Here is a 15,963-nt window from a genome sequence, read left to right as displayed (position 1 = left end):
GCGCCCATAAATGGACAAAAACAAGCAGGGGGCGGTGCCGCGGCATGTCGCCATCATCATGGATGGCAACAACCGTTGGGCGAAGAAGCGCCTGTTGCCAGGTGTGGCTGGGCACAAGGCCGGGGTCGATGCGGTTCGCGCGGTGATCGAGGTCTGTGCCGAGTCGGGCGTCGAGGTTCTCACCCTGTTCGCCTTTTCCAGCGAGAACTGGCAGCGTCCGGCCGAAGAGGTCGGTGCGCTGATGGAGTTGTTCCTGGGGGCGCTGCGTCGTGAGGCCAAGCGTCTGCTGGATAACGACATCAGCCTGCGCATCATCGGTGATCGCTCGCGTTTTCATCCCGAGTTGCAGGCAGCCATGCGCGAAGCCGAGCAACTGACTGCCGGCAACCGGCGTTTCACCTTGCAGATCGCGGCCAACTACGGTGGTCAGTGGGATATCGCCCAGGCCGCTCAGCGTCTGGCGCGTGAGGTGCAAGCAGGTCATTTGCAGCCCGAAGACATTACCCCGCAATTGCTTCAGGGTTGTCTGGCTACCGGTGACCTGCCTTTACCCGACCTGTGCATCCGTACGGGTGGCGAGCGCCGCATCAGTAACTTCCTCCTGTGGCAGTTGGCTTACAGCGAACTGTACTTCTCCGACCTCTATTGGCCGGACTTCAAGCACGAGGCCATGCGCAAGGCGCTGGCCGATTTCGCTACCCGCCAGCGTCGCTTCGGCAAGACCAGCGAGCAGGTGGAAGCTGAGGCGCGCTCCTAATGCTCAAACAACGAATCATCACGGCGCTGGTGCTGTTGCCCATCGCCCTGGGCGGTTTTTTTCTGCTCGATGGCGGTGCCTTTGCCCTGTTCATCGGTGCGGTGGTCACGCTGGGGGCCTGGGAATGGGCCCGTCTGGCAGGGTTCGAGGCGCAGCCGCTGCGTGTGGCCTATGCGGCTGCAGTGGCCGTGTTACTCGGCTTGCTGTACATGGTGCCGGTCGTTGCCCCGCTGCTGCTGGTGGTGGCTGTGCTGTGGTGGTTGGTCGCGACCTTTCTGGTAATGACCTATCCCGATAGCAGTCGTCTCTGGGGCGGTGTGCCGGGGCGTTTGCTGATTGGGTTGCTGATTCTGCTGCCGGCCTGGCAAGGGCTGATCCTGCTCAAGCAGTGGCCGCAGGCCAATGCGCTGATCATCGCGGTGATGGTGCTGGTCTGGGGGGCGGATATCGGCGCCTATTTTTCCGGCAAGACCTTTGGTAAGCGCAAGCTGGCGCCCAAGGTCAGCCCGGGCAAGAGTTGGGAAGGGCTTTACGGCGGTCTTGCAGCCAGCCTGCTGATCACCCTGCTGGTCGGGCTGCAGCAAGGCTGGTCCGCTGGTGGGCTGCTGCTGGCGCTGGCGGGTGCCGCTGTGGTGGTACTGATTTCCGTGGTTGGCGACCTGACCGAAAGCATGTTCAAACGTCAGTCCGGGATCAAGGACAGCAGCAATCTGCTGCCGGGGCATGGCGGAGTGCTGGATCGCATCGACAGTCTGACCGCAGCCATCCCGCTGTTCGCTGCACTGCTCTGGCTCGCTGGTTGGGGCGCGCTGTGAGCACAGTGCAGCAGGTCACCGTGCTGGGGGCGACCGGTTCCATCGGGCTCAGTACGCTGGATGTGATCGCGCGTCACCCTGAGCGCTACAGCGTCTTCGCGCTGACGGGCTTTTCGCGCCTGGCAGAGTTGCAGGTGCTGTGCGTGCAGCATCGGCCGCGCTACGCCGTGGTGCCTGATGACGCTTCAGCGCTCGAGCTGCAGAACAATCTGCGCGCCGCCGGGCTGGCGACCGAGGTGCTGGTCGGCGAAGCAGGTCTGTGCGCCGTCTCTGCCGACGCCGCCGTCGATTGCGTAATGGCGGCCATTGTTGGCGCAGCGGGCCTCAAGCCGACCTTGGCGGCCGTGCAGGCTGGCAAGAAGGTGTTGCTGGCGAACAAGGAGGCGCTGGTAATGTCCGGTGCCTTGTTCATGCAGGCGGTCAAGCAGAGCGGGGCGGTGCTGTTGCCTATCGACAGCGAGCACAACGCCATTTTCCAGTGTCTGCCCGGTGACTATTCGCGGGGGCTGCAGACCGTCGGTGTGCGTCGCGTACTGCTGACGGCTTCTGGCGGGCCTTTTCGCGAAACACCGTTGGCCGACCTGGAATGCGTCACGCCGGAGCAGGCCTGTGCTCATCCGAACTGGTCGATGGGGCGCAAGATTTCCGTAGACTCGGCCAGCATGATGAACAAGGGGCTCGAGTCGATCGAGGCCTGCTGGTTGTTCGATGCCCGCCCGGAGCAGATCGAAGTGGTCATCCATCGACAGAGCGTGATTCATTCGCTGGTCGATTACATCGACGGTTCGGTGCTGGCGCAGCTGGGTAATCCGGATATGCGCACGCCCATCGCTCATGCGTTGGCCTGGCCGGAGCGTATCGACTCGGGCGTATCGCCTCTGGATCTGTTTGCCGTCGGTCGCCTGGATTTCGAACGCCCCGACGAGCAGCGTTTTCCCTGTCTGCGTCTGGCGCGGGAGGCGGCGCAGGCTGGTGGCAGTGCACCGGCGATGCTCAACGCCGCCAATGAAGTCGCGGTCGAGGCTTTCCTGCAGCGGCGCATCCGTTTCGTTGATATCGCGCGTATGATTGAGTCCGTGTTGAACGCCCAGCCGGTGCAGGCTGTCGAAGCGCTCGACGCGGTATTCGCGGCCGATGCCCGTGCGCGTGAGCTGGCTGGGCAGTGGCTCGCTGGCCGTTGATGGCGCCCGTATTGGTCTGGTGTGTGCTGGAACTTGAGCGGCTCGTAGAGCTGGAGAAGTGAAATGAGTGGGTTGTACATGCTGGTTGGCACCCTGATCGCACTGGGTGTCCTGGTGACCTTTCACGAGTACGGGCACTTCTGGGTGGCCCGGCGCTGCGGCGTCAAGGTGCTGCGCTTCTCCGTTGGCTTCGGCACACCGCTGCTGCGCTGGCATGACCGCCAGGGCACCGAATTCGTGGTTGCAGCCATTCCTCTGGGTGGCTACGTCAAGATGCTCGATGAGCGCGAGGGCGATGTGCCCCCCGAGCTCGTCGAGCAGTCCTTCAATCGCAAGAGCGTGCGCCAGCGCATCGCCATCGTGGCTGCGGGCCCGCTGGCCAATTTCTTGCTGGCGCTGCTGTTCTTCTGGTTCGTCGCCATGCTCGGCAGTCAGCAGGTGCGCCCGGTTATCGGCGCGGTGCAGCCGGACAGTCTGGCGCAAGTGGCCGGATTGCGTGCGGGGCAGGAGATCGTTGCGGTCAACGGCGAGGCTACCAGTGGTTGGGCGGCGGTCAATCTGCAGCTGGTAAGGCGTCTGGGCGAGAGCGGTACGCTCGATCTGCGCGTGCTGGAGCCTGGCTCCACCGTTGAAACGCCAAAACAGGTGCAGTTGGACAACTGGCTGCGTGGCGTCGACGAGCCGGACCCGATTGGTTCGCTGGGCATTCGTCCATGGCGTCCGGTGCTGGAGCCGGTTCTGGCTGAAGTTGATTCCAAGGGGCCTGCCCACGCCGCAGGGCTGCAGGCAGGGGACAGGTTGCTGGCGCTCGATGGCGAGCCCCTGGCCGACTGGCAGGATCTGGTCGATCGCGTCCGGGCATTGCCGGGCGAGGCGGTCACGCTGCGCTTCGAACGCGCCGGGCAAGCGCAGGATGTGCAGCTGACCCTGGCGTCGCGCGGTGAAGGAGAGGCCCGCAGCGGCTACCTGGGCGCCGGTGTGCAGGGCGTCGAATGGCCGCCGGAGATGCTCCGCGAGGTGCGCTACGGTCCGCTCGATGGCGTTGTCGAAGGCATGCGTCAAACCTGGTCCATGAGCCTGCTGACCCTCGATTCACTGAAGAAAATGCTGTTCGGTGAGCTCTCGGTAAAAAACTTGAGTGGGCCGATAACCATTGCTAAAGTGGCGGGCGCTTCAGCTGAGTCAGGGCTGGGGGATTTCCTGAAATTCCTTGCATATCTGAGTATTAGCTTGGGGGTTCTCAATCTGCTGCCCATTCCCGTACTGGATGGTGGGCATCTGCTGTTTTACCTGGTCGAGTGGGTGCGTGGTCGCCCCTTGTCTGAGCGGGTTCAGGGTTGGGGGATGCAGATCGGCATCAGTCTGGTCATCGGGGTCATGTTGCTTGCCCTGGTCAACGACCTCAGCCGCCTGTAAGCATTGCTGAATACGTTCTTGAGATTTAAAAGAAGTGTCGCTTAAGCGGCAGTTTTTATCGTCAGTTGGAATAAGAAAGGACTTCATGAAACGTCTGCTGCTACCTGCGGTACTGTCCGCATTGATGATCGCCGAAGTTCACGCCGAGTCCTTCACCATCTCCGATATACGCGTCAATGGCCTGCAGCGGGTTTCCGCAGGCAGCGTATTCGGCGCGCTGCCGCTCAACGTGGGCGAGCAGGTAGATGATCGCCAACTGGTCGATGCCACCCGCTCCCTGTTCCGTACCGGCTTCTTCCAGGATATCCAGCTCGGTCGCGATGGTGACGTGCTGGTGGTTACCGTGGTCGAGCGTCCCTCCATCTCCGGTATCGAGATCGAAGGCAACAAGGCCATCACTACAGAAGACCTGCTCAAGGGCCTGAACCAGTCCGGTCTGGCCGAGGGCGAAATCTTCCAGCGCGCCACCCTCGAAGGCGTGCGTAACGAGCTGCAGCGCCAGTATGTCGCTCAGGGTCGCTATTCGGCCGAGATCGAAGCCGAAGTCATTCCGCAGCCGCGTAACCGCGTGGCGCTGAAAATCACCATCAACGAAGGCACCGTTGCCGCCATCTCCCACATCAACGTGGTCGGCAACACCGTGTTCTCCGATGAAGATCTGGTCGATCTGTTCGAGCTGAAGACCACCAACTGGCTGTCCTTCTTCAAGAACGACGACAAGTATGCCCGCGAGAAACTGTCCGGTGACCTCGAGCGCCTGCGCTCCTATTACCTGGATCGCGGCTACATCAACATGGATATCAGCTCCACCCAGGTATCCATCACCCCGGACAAGAAGCACGTCTACATCACCGTCAACGTCGAAGAAGGCGAGAAGTACAGCGTTCGCGACGTGAAACTGTCCGGTGACCTCAAGGTGCCGGAAGAAGACGTGCGTGCACTGCTGCTGGTCAAGGAAGGGCAGGTCTTCTCGCGCAAGATCATGACCACCACCAGTGAGCTGATCACCCGCCGCCTGGGTAACGAAGGCTATACCTTCGCCAACGTCAACGGCGTGCCGGAAGCTCACGACGAGGACAACACCGTCTCGATCACCTTCTTCGTCGATCCGGGCAAGCGCGCCTACGTCAACCGCATCAACTTCCGCGGCAACACCAAGTCCGAAGACCAGGTGCTGCGTCGTGAAATGCGTCAGATGGAAGGTGGCTGGGCCTCGACCTACCTGATCGACCAGTCCAAGGTGCGTCTGGAGCGTCTGGGCTTCTTCAAGGAGGTTAACGTCGAAACCCCGCAGGTACCGGGTACCGACGACCAGATCGACGTCAACTACAGCGTCGAAGAGCAGCCGTCGGGCTCCATCACCGCCAGCGTCGGTTTCGCCCAGAACGCCGGTCTGATCCTCGGTGGCTCGATCAGCCAGAACAACTTCCTGGGTACCGGTAACCGCGTCAGCATCGGCCTGACCCGTAGCGAATACCAGACCCGATACAGCTTCGGCTTTGTTGACCCCTACTGGACCGTCGACGGTGTCAGCCTGGGTTACAACGCCTTCTACCGCACCACCGACTACGATGAGCTCGATGTCGACGTATCCAGCTACTCGGTCGACAGCCTGGGTGCAGGTGTCAACATTGGCTACCCGATCAGCGAAACCGCGCGTCTGACCTACGGTCTGACCGTGCAGCAGGACACCATCGATACCGGTCGTTATACCGTCGACGAGATCTTTGATTTCATCGACTCTGAGGGCGATAACTACCTGAACTTCAAGGGTTCCATCGGCTGGTCCGAGTCGACCCTGAACCGTGGTGTACTGGCCAACCGTGGTCATTCGCAGAGCCTGGTGCTGGAAACCACGCTGCCAGGTAGCGATCTGTCGTTCTACAAGCTCGACTACCGTGGTCAGGTCTTCACCCCGATCAGCGACACTTACACCCTGCGCTTCCATACCCAGCTGGGTTATGGCGACAGCTACGGTTCCACGGCTGAGCTGCCGTTCTACGAGCACTACTACGCGGGTGGTTTCAACTCAGTACGTGGTTTCGAAGACAGCAGCCTTGGGCCACGCAGTACGCCGAGTAGCGGTGCCAAACCGGGCACCTTGCGCGACCCGGATCAGGACCCGCTGCCGTTCGGTGGTAACGTGCTGGTGCAGGGTGGTGTCGAGATGCTCTTCCCGCTGCCGTTCGTCAAGGATCAGCGCTCGCTGCGTACCGCGTTGTTCTGGGATGTGGGTAACGTCTTCGATACCAACTGCAGCTCCAGCCAGAAGAGGCTGAGCGACAGCTGCAATATCGACTTCAGCAGCATGGCCAGTTCCGTGGGTGTCGGCCTGACCTGGATCACCGCACTGGGCCCGCTGAGTTTCAGTCTGGCCATGCCGATCAAGAAGCCGGATGATGCCGATACCCAGGTATTCCAGTTCTCCCTGGGTCAAACCTTCTAAGTTCGTTTCACAGAAAGCCAACAGTTTTGTTGCAGGAGTGCATTGTGCGTAAGTTGACTCAACTGGTTCTGTTCACCGCCGCCCTGATCGCCACTCCGGCGTTCGCCGAGATGAAGGTGGCCGTGCTGAACTATCAGATGGCGCTGCTCGAGTCGGATGCAGCCAAGCGCTACGCCGTCGATGCCGAGAAGAAGTTCGGCCCGCAGCTGAACAAGCTCAAGACCCTGGAAAGCGACGCCAAGCGCATTCAGGATCGTATGGTCAAGGACGGCGAGAAGATGCAGCAGGCCGAACGCGAGCGCCTCGAGCTTGAATTCAAGCAGAAGGCTCGTGACTTCCAGTTCCAGTCCAAGGAGCTGAACGAAGCCAAGGCCATCGCTGACCGCGAGATGCTGGGCAAGCTGAAGCCGAACCTGGACAAGGCCGTCGAAGAAGTGATCAAGAACGGTAACTTCGACCTGGTGCTCGAGCGCGGTGCGGTGATCGATGTCAAACCTCAGTACGACATCACTCGCCAGGTCATCGAGCGCATGAATCAGATGCGTTAAGCATGACTGCGACATTTACCCTCGGCCAGCTGGCCGAGCGCCTGGGCGCCACCTTGCGTGGCGCCGAAGCTAAGGTCATCACGGGCCTGGCCACCTTACAGGAGGCCGGGCCCGAACAATTGAGCTTCCTGGCCAATGCCCAGTACCGCAAGTTTCTGGCGCAGACCCAGGCCGGTGCCGTGTTGCTCACCGCAGCCGATGCTGAAGGCTATGCTGGCGATGCCTTGATCGTTGCCAATCCTTATCTGGCCTATGCCCAGCTTTCGCATATGTTCGACCGCAAGCCCAAGGCGGCTCCCGGCATTCATGCCACTGCGCAGGTTGCAGGCGATGCTCAGGTCGATCCGAGCGCCAGTATCGGCGCCTTTGCGGTCATCGAAAGCGGTGCTCGCATCGGTGCTGATGTGAGCATCGGTGCGCACTGCGTGGTGGGCGCGCGTAGCGTGATCGGTGAGGGTGGTTGGCTGGCTCCGCGCGTGACGCTGTACCACGATGTGCAGATCGGCAAGCGTGTAGTGATCCAGTCCGGCGCGGTGATCGGTGGCGAAGGCTTCGGTTTCGCCAACGAAAAGGGCGTCTGGCAGAAGATCGCACAGATCGGTGGGGTGACCATCGGTGATGACGTCGAGATCGGCGCCAACACCACTGTGGATCGCGGTGCGCTGTCCGATACCCTGATCGGTAATGGCGTGAAGCTGGATAACCAGATCATGATCGCGCACAACGTGCAGATCGGTGACAACACGGCCATGGCGGGCTGCTGCGGTATTTCCGGCAGCACCAAGATCGGCAAGAACTGCATGATCGCCGGCGGTGTGGGCATGGTTGGCCATATCGAGGTGTGCGACAACGTGTTCGTCACCGGTATGACCATGGTGACTCGTTCGATCACCGAGCCGGGCGCCTATTCTTCAGGGACTGCCATGCAACCGGCGGGTGAGTGGAAGAAGAGTGCAGCCCGTATTCGTCAGTTGGACGATATGGCCAAGCGACTGCGTGAGCTGGAAAAACAGCTGGCCGCCGTGACCCAGACGGCAAACGTCTCATCTGATGCCTGAGCACGGCGTGGCCGTGCTCTTTTCTTTTCTTACAGGCTTAACCGGACATGATGGACATCAACGAAATTCGTGAATATTTGCCGCACCGCTATCCGTTCCTGCTGGTGGACCGCGTGGTGGACCTGGACGTCGAAGGCAAGCAGATTCGCGCCTATAAGAATGTCAGCATCAATGAGCCGTTCTTCAACGGTCACTTCCCCGAGCACCCGATCATGCCGGGCGTTCTGATCATCGAGGCCATGGCCCAGGCTGCCGGTATCCTCGGCTTCAAGATGATGGGCGTGAAGCCGGCCGATGGCACCCTCTATTACTTCGTCGGCTCCGACAAACTGCGTTTCCGTTCGCCGGTGCTGCCGGGCGATCAACTGACGCTGGAAGCCAAATACCTGAGCGATCGTCGCAGCATCTGGAAATTCGAGTGCCGCGCCACCGTCGATGGCAAGGAAGTCTGCGCTGCTGAAATCATCTGTGCGGAACGCAAGCTATGAGTTTGATTGACCCCCGCGCGATCATCGACCCCAGTGCCAGATTGGCCGACGACGTCGTCGTTGGCCCTTGGAGCATTGTCGGGGCCGATGTGGAAATCGGCGAGGGTACAGTCATCGGCCCGCACGTCGTGCTCAAGGGGCCGACCGTGATCGGCAAGCACAACCGCATCTACCAGTTTTCTTCGGTCGGTGAAGACACGCCAGACCTGAAATACAAGGGCGAAGCGACGCGCCTGGTGATCGGTGATCACAACACGATTCGTGAGGGTGTCACCATTCACCGTGGCACCGTGCAGGATCGCAGCGAAACCACCATTGGCAACCATAACCTGATCATGGCCTATGCCCATATCGGCCATGACAGTGTGATCGGCAATCATTGCATTCTGGTCAACAACACGGCACTGGCTGGGCATGTCTGGGTCGATGACTGGGCGATTCTGTCCGGTTATACCCTGGTGCATCAGTTCTGCCGCATTGGCGCACACAGCTTCTCGGGCATGGGCACCGCGATTGGCAAGGATGTTCCGGCTTTCGTTACCGTGTTCGGTAACCCGGCCGAGGCGCGCAGCATGAACTTCGAGGGCATGCGCCGGCGTGGTTTCTCCGCTGAGGCCATCGCTGCCCTGCGCAAGGGCTACAAGCTGGTCTATCGCCAGGGGCTGACCGTCGAGCAGGCGCTGGCCGAGTTGGCCGAGTCCGCTGCTCAGTTCCCGGAAGTGGCGATTTTCCGTGATTCGATTCAGGCCTCCACGCGCGGCATCACGCGCTGATACCTATGAGCAGACCTATTCGCGTCGCACTGGTCGCCGGTGAGGCGTCCGGTGACATCCTCGGTTCCGGCCTGATGCAGGCCATCAAGCAGCGCCATCCGGGTGCCGAGTTCATCGGTGTTGGCGGTGCGCGCATGGAAGCCGAGGGCCTTAAATCCTATTTCCCGATGGAGCGCCTGGCCGTGATGGGCCTGGTCGAGGTACTGGGCCGTCTGTTCGAGTTACTGGGGCGCCGTCGGCAACTGGCTCGCGATCTGATCGCCGCGCAACCTGATGTTTTCATCGGTATCGATGCGCCCGATTTCAACCTGGGCCTGGAGCTCAAGCTGCGCCGTGCCGGCATCAAGACAGTGCACTACGTCAGCCCCTCGGTCTGGGCCTGGCGGCAGAAGCGGGTGCTGAAGATCCGCGAAGCCTGCGACCTGATGCTGACCCTGTTCCCGTTCGAGGCGCAGTTCTACGATGAGCATCAGGTGCCGGTGCGCTTCGTTGGTCATCCGCTGGCCGATGCGATTCCGCAGCAAGCTGATCGTGCTGCTGCGCGCGAGGCGCTGGATCTGCCGCAGGATGAGCCCGTGGTGGCCCTGATGCCCGGCAGTCGCGGTGGTGAAGTCGCGCGTCTCGGTGAGCTGTTTCTCGATGCGGCGATTCGTCTGCGTGCACTGCGCCCTGGCATTCGTTTCCTGCTGCCTTGCGCCACACCCGAGCGTCGCGTGCAGCTGGAACAGATGCTGGCCGGGCGTGATTTGCCGCTGACGCTGCTCAATGGCCGCTCCCACGAGGCGTTGGCTGCCTGCGATGCGGTGTTGATCGCTTCGGGTACCGCGACCCTGGAAGCGCTGTTGTACAAGCGGCCGATGGTGGTGGCGTACCGCGTAGCGCCGCTGACCTATCGCATCCTCAAGCGTCTGGTGAAGAGCCCCTATATCTCGTTGCCTAACCTGCTGGCCGAGCGTCTGCTGGTGCCTGAGCTGATTCAGGATGCAGCGACGCCAGAGGCTCTGGCCCAGGCCGTGGCGCCGTTGATCGACGGTGGGCAAGTGCAGACCGAGGGCTTCGACGTGATCCATCGCGCGCTGCGCCGTGATGCCTCGGTATCGGCGGCTGACGCGGTGTTGAAACTGGCGGGGCGTGGCTGATGCAGCTGGGCCTCGATTTTACCCTGGTCGAAGAACTGGTGGCCGGTGTTGACGAAGTTGGCCGTGGCCCGCTCTGCGGTGCCGTGGTCACGGCTGCGGTGATCCTCGATCCGGCGCGGCCGATCATCGGCCTGAACGACTCGAAGAAACTCTCCGAGGCGCGTCGTGAAGCGCTGTTCGACGAGATTCGCGAAAAGGCCCTGGCCTGGTGCATCGCCCGCGCCGAGGTGGAGGAGATCGATCGGTTGAATATCCTGCATGCCACCATGCTGGCCATGCAGCGCGCCGTCGAAGGGCTGAGCGTGACACCCAGACTGGCATTGATCGACGGCAATCGCTGTCCAAAGCTGGCGGTGCTGAGTGCGCCGGTGGTCAAGGGCGATAGCCGGGTGCCGGCAATTGCCGCGGCTTCGATCCTGGCCAAGGTCAGTCGCGACCGCGAGATGGTCGAGATGGATCGTCTCTATCCTGGTTACGGCATCGCTGGCCACAAGGGCTATCCCACGCCCGTTCACCTAGAAGCCCTGCAGCGCCTGGGGCCGACGCCTATTCATCGGCGTTCCTTCGCACCGGTGCGCGCATTGCTCGAGCCTGTAGCTGTCGATTGTATCGCCGCTACAGTCTGAACCTCTGGCCCTCAGCCAGACCCGCTTAGGCTACAATCCGCGCTTTGTCGTTTTCACCTGCAAGGCCGCCCATGACCCAAGCTTTCGTCCACCTGCGTCTGCACACCGAATACTCACTGGTCGATGGCCTGGTGCGGGTCAAACCGCTGATCAAGGCCGTGGCCGGGGCCGGCATGCCGGCGGTTGCAGTCACCGACATGAGCAACATGTGCTCGCTGGTGAAGTTTTACAAGGCGGCCATGGGCGCCGGGGTCAAGCCGATCTGTGGTGCCGATATCTGGATGGCCAGCGCCGAGGAAGACGGCCCGCTGACGCGCCTAACCCTGCTGGCGATGAACGCCAAGGGCTACCGCAACCTTACCGAACTGATCTCTCGTGGCTGGGCCGAAGGGCAGAGCAACGACCTGGTGATCATTCAGCGTGACTGGGTCAAGGACGCCGCCGAGGGCCTCATCGCGCTATCCGGTGCGCGTGAAGGCGAAGTCGGCCAGGCGCTGCTGGCCGGTGACGAAACGCTGGCCGAAGTGCGCCTGCGTGAATGGATGGCAGTGTTCCCGGATCGCTTTTATCTGGAGGTGCAGCGCACCAGCCGCGTCGGTGACGAGGAATACCTGCACGCCGCCGTGGCCCTGGCCGATCGCGTCGAGGCGCCGCTGGTGGCGACCAACGACGTGCGCTTCATCAAGCAGGGTGATTTCGAGGCGCATGAAACCCGCGTCTGCATCGGTGAAGGCCGTACCCTGGACGACCCGCGCCGGCCGCGGCATTACTCCGATCAGCAGTACCTGAAAAGCGCCGAGGAAATGTGGGAGCTGTTCTCCGACCTGCCCGAGGCACTGGAGAACACCGTCGAGATTGCCAAACGCTGCAACATCGATGTGCAACTCGGCAAATACTTTCTACCGGATTTCCCCACGCCCAATGGCATGGGCATCGACGACTACCTGCGCCACGCCTCCTTCGAGGGGCTGGAAGAGCGTCTCCAGGTATTGCTGCCCAAGGATACGCCGGATTACGAGGCCAAGAGGCAGGTCTATATCGACCGCCTCAACTTCGAGCTCGACATCATCATTCAGATGGGTTTCCCCGGTTACTTCCTGATCGTGATGGACTTCATCCAGTGGGCCAAGAGCAACGGCGTGCCGGTCGGCCCGGGCCGTGGTTCGGGTGCCGGTTCGCTGGTGGCCTACGTGCTGAAGATCACTGACCTCGATCCGCTGGCCTATGACCTGCTGTTCGAACGATTCCTCAACCCCGAGCGGGTTTCCATGCCCGACTTCGACGTCGACTTCTGCATGGACGGCCGCGACCGGGTGATCGACTACGTGGCCGAGAAATACGGACGCAACGCGGTGAGCCAGATCATCACCTTCGGCTCGATGGCGGCCAAGGCGGTGGTGCGCGACGTCGCCCGGGCGCAGGGTAAGTCCTACGGCCTGGCCGACCGTCTGTCGAAGATGATCCCCTTCGAAGTGGGCATGACCCTGGAGAAAGCCTACGAGATGGAGGAGCCGCTACGCGAGTTCCTCAAGAACGACGAGGAAGCCCAGGAAATCTGGGACATGTCGCTCAAGCTCGAAGGCGTGGTGCGCGGTACCGGTAAGCACGCTGGTGGTGTGGTGATCGCGCCGACCAAGCTCACCGACTTCTCGCCGATCGCCTGTGACGAGGAGGGCGGTGGCCTGGTGACTCAGTTCGACAAGGACGACGTCGAGCAGGCTGGCCTGGTCAAGTTCGACTTCCTCGGTCTGCGTACCCTGACCATCATCAAGTGGGCGTTGGAAACCGTCCACCGCATCCAGAAGCGCGACGGTGCGCCGGATGAGGATCTGGTCAACATCGACTTCATCCCGCTGGATGACAAGAAAACCTACGACATGCTGCAGAAGGCGGAGACCACCGCGGTCTTCCAGCTTGAATCGCGTGGCATGAAGGAGCTGATCAAGAAGCTCAAGCCCGACTGCCTGGAAGACATGATCGCACTGGTGGCGCTGTTCCGCCCGGGCCCGCTGCAGTCCGGCATGGTGGACGACTTCATCAACCGTAAGCACGGCCGCGCCGAGCTGTCCTACCCGCACCCGGATTACCAGTACGCCGGCCTCGAGCCGGTGCTCAAGCCCACCTACGGCATCATCCTGTATCAGGAGCAGGTGATGCAGATCGCCCAGGTCATGGGTGGCTACACCCTGGGACAGGCGGACATGCTGCGTCGTGCCATGGGTAAGAAGAAGCCCGAGGAAATGGCCAAGCAGCGCGGCGGCTTCATCGAAGGTTGCGCCAACAACGGCATCGACGCCAACCTGGCGGGCAACATCTTCGATCTGGTGGAAAAGTTCGCCGGTTACGGTTTCAACAAATCGCACTCGGCCGCTTACGGTCTGGTCTCCTACCAGACTGCCTGGCTCAAGGCGCATTACCCGGCGCCGTTCATGGCGGCCGTGCTCTCGGCGGATATGCACAACACCGACAAGGTGGTGATCCTGGTGGAAGAGTGCCGCAACATGAAGTTGCGCATCGAACCGCCAGACGTGAACGTCTCCGAGTTCAAGTTCACCGTCAACGACGACGGCCGTATCGTCTACGGCCTGGGCGCGGTCAAGGGCGTCGGCGAGGGGCCGGTCGAGGCCATCGTCGAATGCCGCGCCGAGGGTGGTCCGTTCAAGGATTTGTTCGACTTCTGCAATCGCGTCGACCTCAAGCGCATCAATAAGCGCACCCTGGAAGCTCTGATCCGCAGCGGCGCGCTGGATCGCCTCGGGCCGTACTATCAGGATGAGCTCAAGGCCTACCAGGCCAGTGTCGACAAGAACCGCGCCGTGCTGCTGGCGTCCATGGAAGAGGCCGTGCAGTCCGCCGAGCAGACTGCGCGCAGCGCCGAGAGCGGCCACATGGACCTGTTCGGCGGCCTGTTCGCCGAGCCTGAGGCGGACGTCTACGCCAACCACCGCAAGGCCCGCGAGCTGCCGATCAAGGAGCGTCTGAAAGGCGAGAAGGACACCCTGGGTATCTACCTGTCCGGCCACCCCATCGACGAGTACGAAGGCGAGATTCGCCGTTTCGCCCGCCAGCGCATCGTCGAGCTCAAGCCGGCGCGCGATACCCAGACCATTGCCGGGATGATCGTCAACCTGCGGGTGATGAAGAACAAGAAGGGCGACAAGATGGGCTTCATCACCCTCGACGACCGCTCCGGGCGCATCGAGGCGTCCTTGTTCGCCGACGCCTTCGCCAGCAACCAGGCGCTGCTGCAGAACGATGCGCTGGTGGTGGTCGAGGGCGAGGTCAGTAACGACGACTTCTCTGGTGGCCTGCGTCTGCGTGCTAAGCGCGTGATGAGCCTGGAAGAGGCGCGCACGGGCCTGGCCGACAGCCTGCGAGTGAAGGTCGCCAGTGAGGCATTGAAGGGTGATCGCCTGCGCTGGCTGGCCGAACTGTGCAGCAAGCACAAGGGCGCCTGCCCGGTGACGCTGGACTACAGTGGCGAGGAGGCACGCGCCTTGCTTCAATTTGGCGACGCCTGGCGAATCGACCCGGCCGACACTTTGATTCAGGCATTGCGTGACCAGTTCGGGCGCGACAACGTCTTTTTGCACTACCGCTGACGCAAGAGGGGAAAATACCCCTTTGTGTTGGCATCGACACCTGCGGGTGTCGACCCGCTGCGTCCTATCCCTTAAGGTAGGGCGCCTAATGGATACAGCTCCCCGGCCACTTGGCCGTCGACGCAAGACGGATGACTATGAACCCGAATTTCCTCGATTTCGAACAGCCGATCGCCGACCTGCAAGCCAAGATCGAAGAGCTACGCCTGGTTGGTAACGACAACTCGCTGAATATCGGCGATGAGATTGCCCGCCTGCAGGACAAGAGCAGCACCCTGACCGAAAGCATCTTCGGCAACCTGACCAGTTGGCAGATCGCCCAGTTGGCACGCCATCCGCGCCGCCCGTATACCCTGGATTACATCCAGCACATCTTCACCGAGTTCGACGAACTGCATGGTGATCGTCATTTCTCCGACGACGCCGCTATCGTCGGTGGCATTGCCCGTCTGGGCGACCAGCCGGTGATGATCATCGGCCACCAGAAAGGCCGTGAGGTGCGCGAGAAGGTGCGCCGCAATTTTGGCATGCCGCGCCCGGAAGGCTACCGCAAGGCCTGCCGCCTGATGGAAATGGCCGAACGCTTCAAGATGCCGATTCTCACCTTCATCGACACCCCCGGTGCCTACCCAGGTATCGATGCCGAGGAGCGCGGCCAGAGCGAGGCAATTGCCTGGAACCTGCGCGTGATGGCGCGCCTGAAAACCCCGATCATCGCCACCGTCATCGGTGAAGGTGGTTCCGGTGGTGCACTGGCTATCGGTGTCTGCGACCAGCTGAACATGCTGCAGTACTCCACCTATTCGGTGATCTCGCCGGAAGGCTGCGCCTCGATTCTCTGGCGTACTGCCGAGAAGGCGCCGGACGCTGCCGAGGCCATGGGCATCACCGCCGAGCGCCTGAAGGATCTGGGCATCGTCGATCAGGTCATCGCCGAGCCACTGGGCGGCGCGCACCGCGACCCGGCGGCGGCTTCCGAGTCGATCCGCCAGGAGCTGACCAAGCAACTGGCCAGCCTGCAGAAGCATGACACCGAGACGCTGCTCAAGCGTCGTTATGACCGTCTGATGAGCTACGGCATCGCCTGAGTCTTTTCTACGCATATATCAACGGG

General features: G+C 61.7%; 13 protein-coding genes. All 13 read left to right on the top strand.

Going from position 1 to position 15,963, the window contains the following annotated elements:
* The first annotated feature begins 10 nt into the window (after positions 1-10).
* The 13 genes from uppS (at position 11) to BLS08_RS22815 (ending at position 15,937) form a co-directional block, all read left to right on the top strand.
* Positions 11-757, top strand: a complete 747-nt coding sequence (uppS, locus tag BLS08_RS22875) for a polyprenyl diphosphate synthase (RefSeq protein ID WP_017674788.1) — start codon at positions 11-13, stop codon at positions 755-757.
* On the top strand, positions 757-1,572 hold the full coding sequence (locus BLS08_RS22870; protein WP_017674787.1) for a phosphatidate cytidylyltransferase: 816 nt from the start codon (positions 757-759) through the stop codon (positions 1,570-1,572). Before uppS ends, BLS08_RS22870 begins: the two co-directional genes overlap by 1 nt.
* Positions 1,569-2,753 carry a 1-deoxy-D-xylulose-5-phosphate reductoisomerase gene (ispC, locus tag BLS08_RS22865; RefSeq protein WP_026088366.1) on the top strand — a complete coding sequence of 395 codons (1,185 nt, stop codon included), beginning with the start codon at positions 1,569-1,571 and terminating at the stop codon, positions 2,751-2,753. Before BLS08_RS22870 ends, ispC begins: the two co-directional genes overlap by 4 nt.
* A 63-nt stretch (positions 2,754-2,816) precedes the next feature.
* Positions 2,817-4,169 (top strand): sigma E protease regulator RseP, encoded by a 1,353-nt coding sequence (gene rseP, locus BLS08_RS22860; RefSeq protein WP_017674785.1) that lies wholly within the window; start codon positions 2,817-2,819, stop codon positions 4,167-4,169.
* A gap of 85 nt (positions 4,170-4,254) precedes the next feature.
* Positions 4,255-6,615, top strand: coding sequence for an outer membrane protein assembly factor BamA (gene bamA, locus BLS08_RS22855; RefSeq protein ID WP_017674784.1), 2,361 nt, complete (start codon positions 4,255-4,257; stop codon positions 6,613-6,615).
* Between the two features lie 44 nt (positions 6,616-6,659).
* Positions 6,660-7,163: an OmpH/Skp family outer membrane protein gene (locus BLS08_RS22850; protein ID WP_021489806.1), complete on the top strand. Its 504-nt coding sequence runs from the start codon at positions 6,660-6,662 to the stop codon at positions 7,161-7,163.
* 2 nt (positions 7,164-7,165) lie between these two features.
* The gene (gene lpxD / locus BLS08_RS22845) at positions 7,166-8,221 is read left to right on the top strand and encodes a UDP-3-O-(3-hydroxymyristoyl)glucosamine N-acyltransferase (protein WP_055985229.1); all 1,056 of its coding nucleotides are present in this window, start codon (positions 7,166-7,168) and stop codon (positions 8,219-8,221) included.
* Between the two features lie 47 nt (positions 8,222-8,268).
* Complete coding sequence (gene fabZ, locus BLS08_RS22840) at positions 8,269-8,709, top strand: 3-hydroxyacyl-ACP dehydratase FabZ (protein WP_017674781.1); 441 nt, start codon at positions 8,269-8,271, stop codon at positions 8,707-8,709.
* The gene (gene lpxA, locus BLS08_RS22835) at positions 8,706-9,482 is read left to right on the top strand and encodes an acyl-ACP--UDP-N-acetylglucosamine O-acyltransferase (RefSeq protein ID WP_004424022.1); all 777 of its coding nucleotides are present in this window, start codon (positions 8,706-8,708) and stop codon (positions 9,480-9,482) included. The genes fabZ and lpxA overlap by 4 nt, the downstream gene beginning before the upstream one ends.
* A gap of 5 nt (positions 9,483-9,487) precedes the next feature.
* Positions 9,488-10,621: a lipid-A-disaccharide synthase gene (gene lpxB, locus BLS08_RS22830; RefSeq protein ID WP_055985225.1), complete on the top strand. Its 1,134-nt coding sequence runs from the start codon at positions 9,488-9,490 to the stop codon at positions 10,619-10,621.
* Positions 10,621-11,247: a ribonuclease HII gene (rnhB, locus tag BLS08_RS22825; protein ID WP_055985222.1), complete on the top strand. Its 627-nt coding sequence runs from the start codon at positions 10,621-10,623 to the stop codon at positions 11,245-11,247. The genes lpxB and rnhB overlap by 1 nt, the downstream gene beginning before the upstream one ends.
* Positions 11,248-11,318: 71 nt before the next feature.
* On the top strand, positions 11,319-14,849 hold the full coding sequence (gene dnaE, locus BLS08_RS22820) for a DNA polymerase III subunit alpha (protein WP_055985219.1): 3,531 nt from the start codon (positions 11,319-11,321) through the stop codon (positions 14,847-14,849).
* A 137-nt stretch (positions 14,850-14,986) separates the two neighbouring features.
* Positions 14,987-15,937 (top strand): acetyl-CoA carboxylase carboxyltransferase subunit alpha, encoded by a 951-nt coding sequence (locus tag BLS08_RS22815; protein ID WP_017674776.1) that lies wholly within the window; start codon positions 14,987-14,989, stop codon positions 15,935-15,937.
* Positions 15,938-15,963 lie beyond the last annotated feature (26 nt).

Source organism: Ectopseudomonas chengduensis, assembly GCF_900102635.1.
GTDB lineage: Bacteria > Pseudomonadota > Gammaproteobacteria > Pseudomonadales > Pseudomonadaceae > Aquipseudomonas > Aquipseudomonas chengduensis.
Note: the sequence above shows the minus strand (reverse complement) of the source record. Positions and strands in the feature narration are given on the sequence as shown.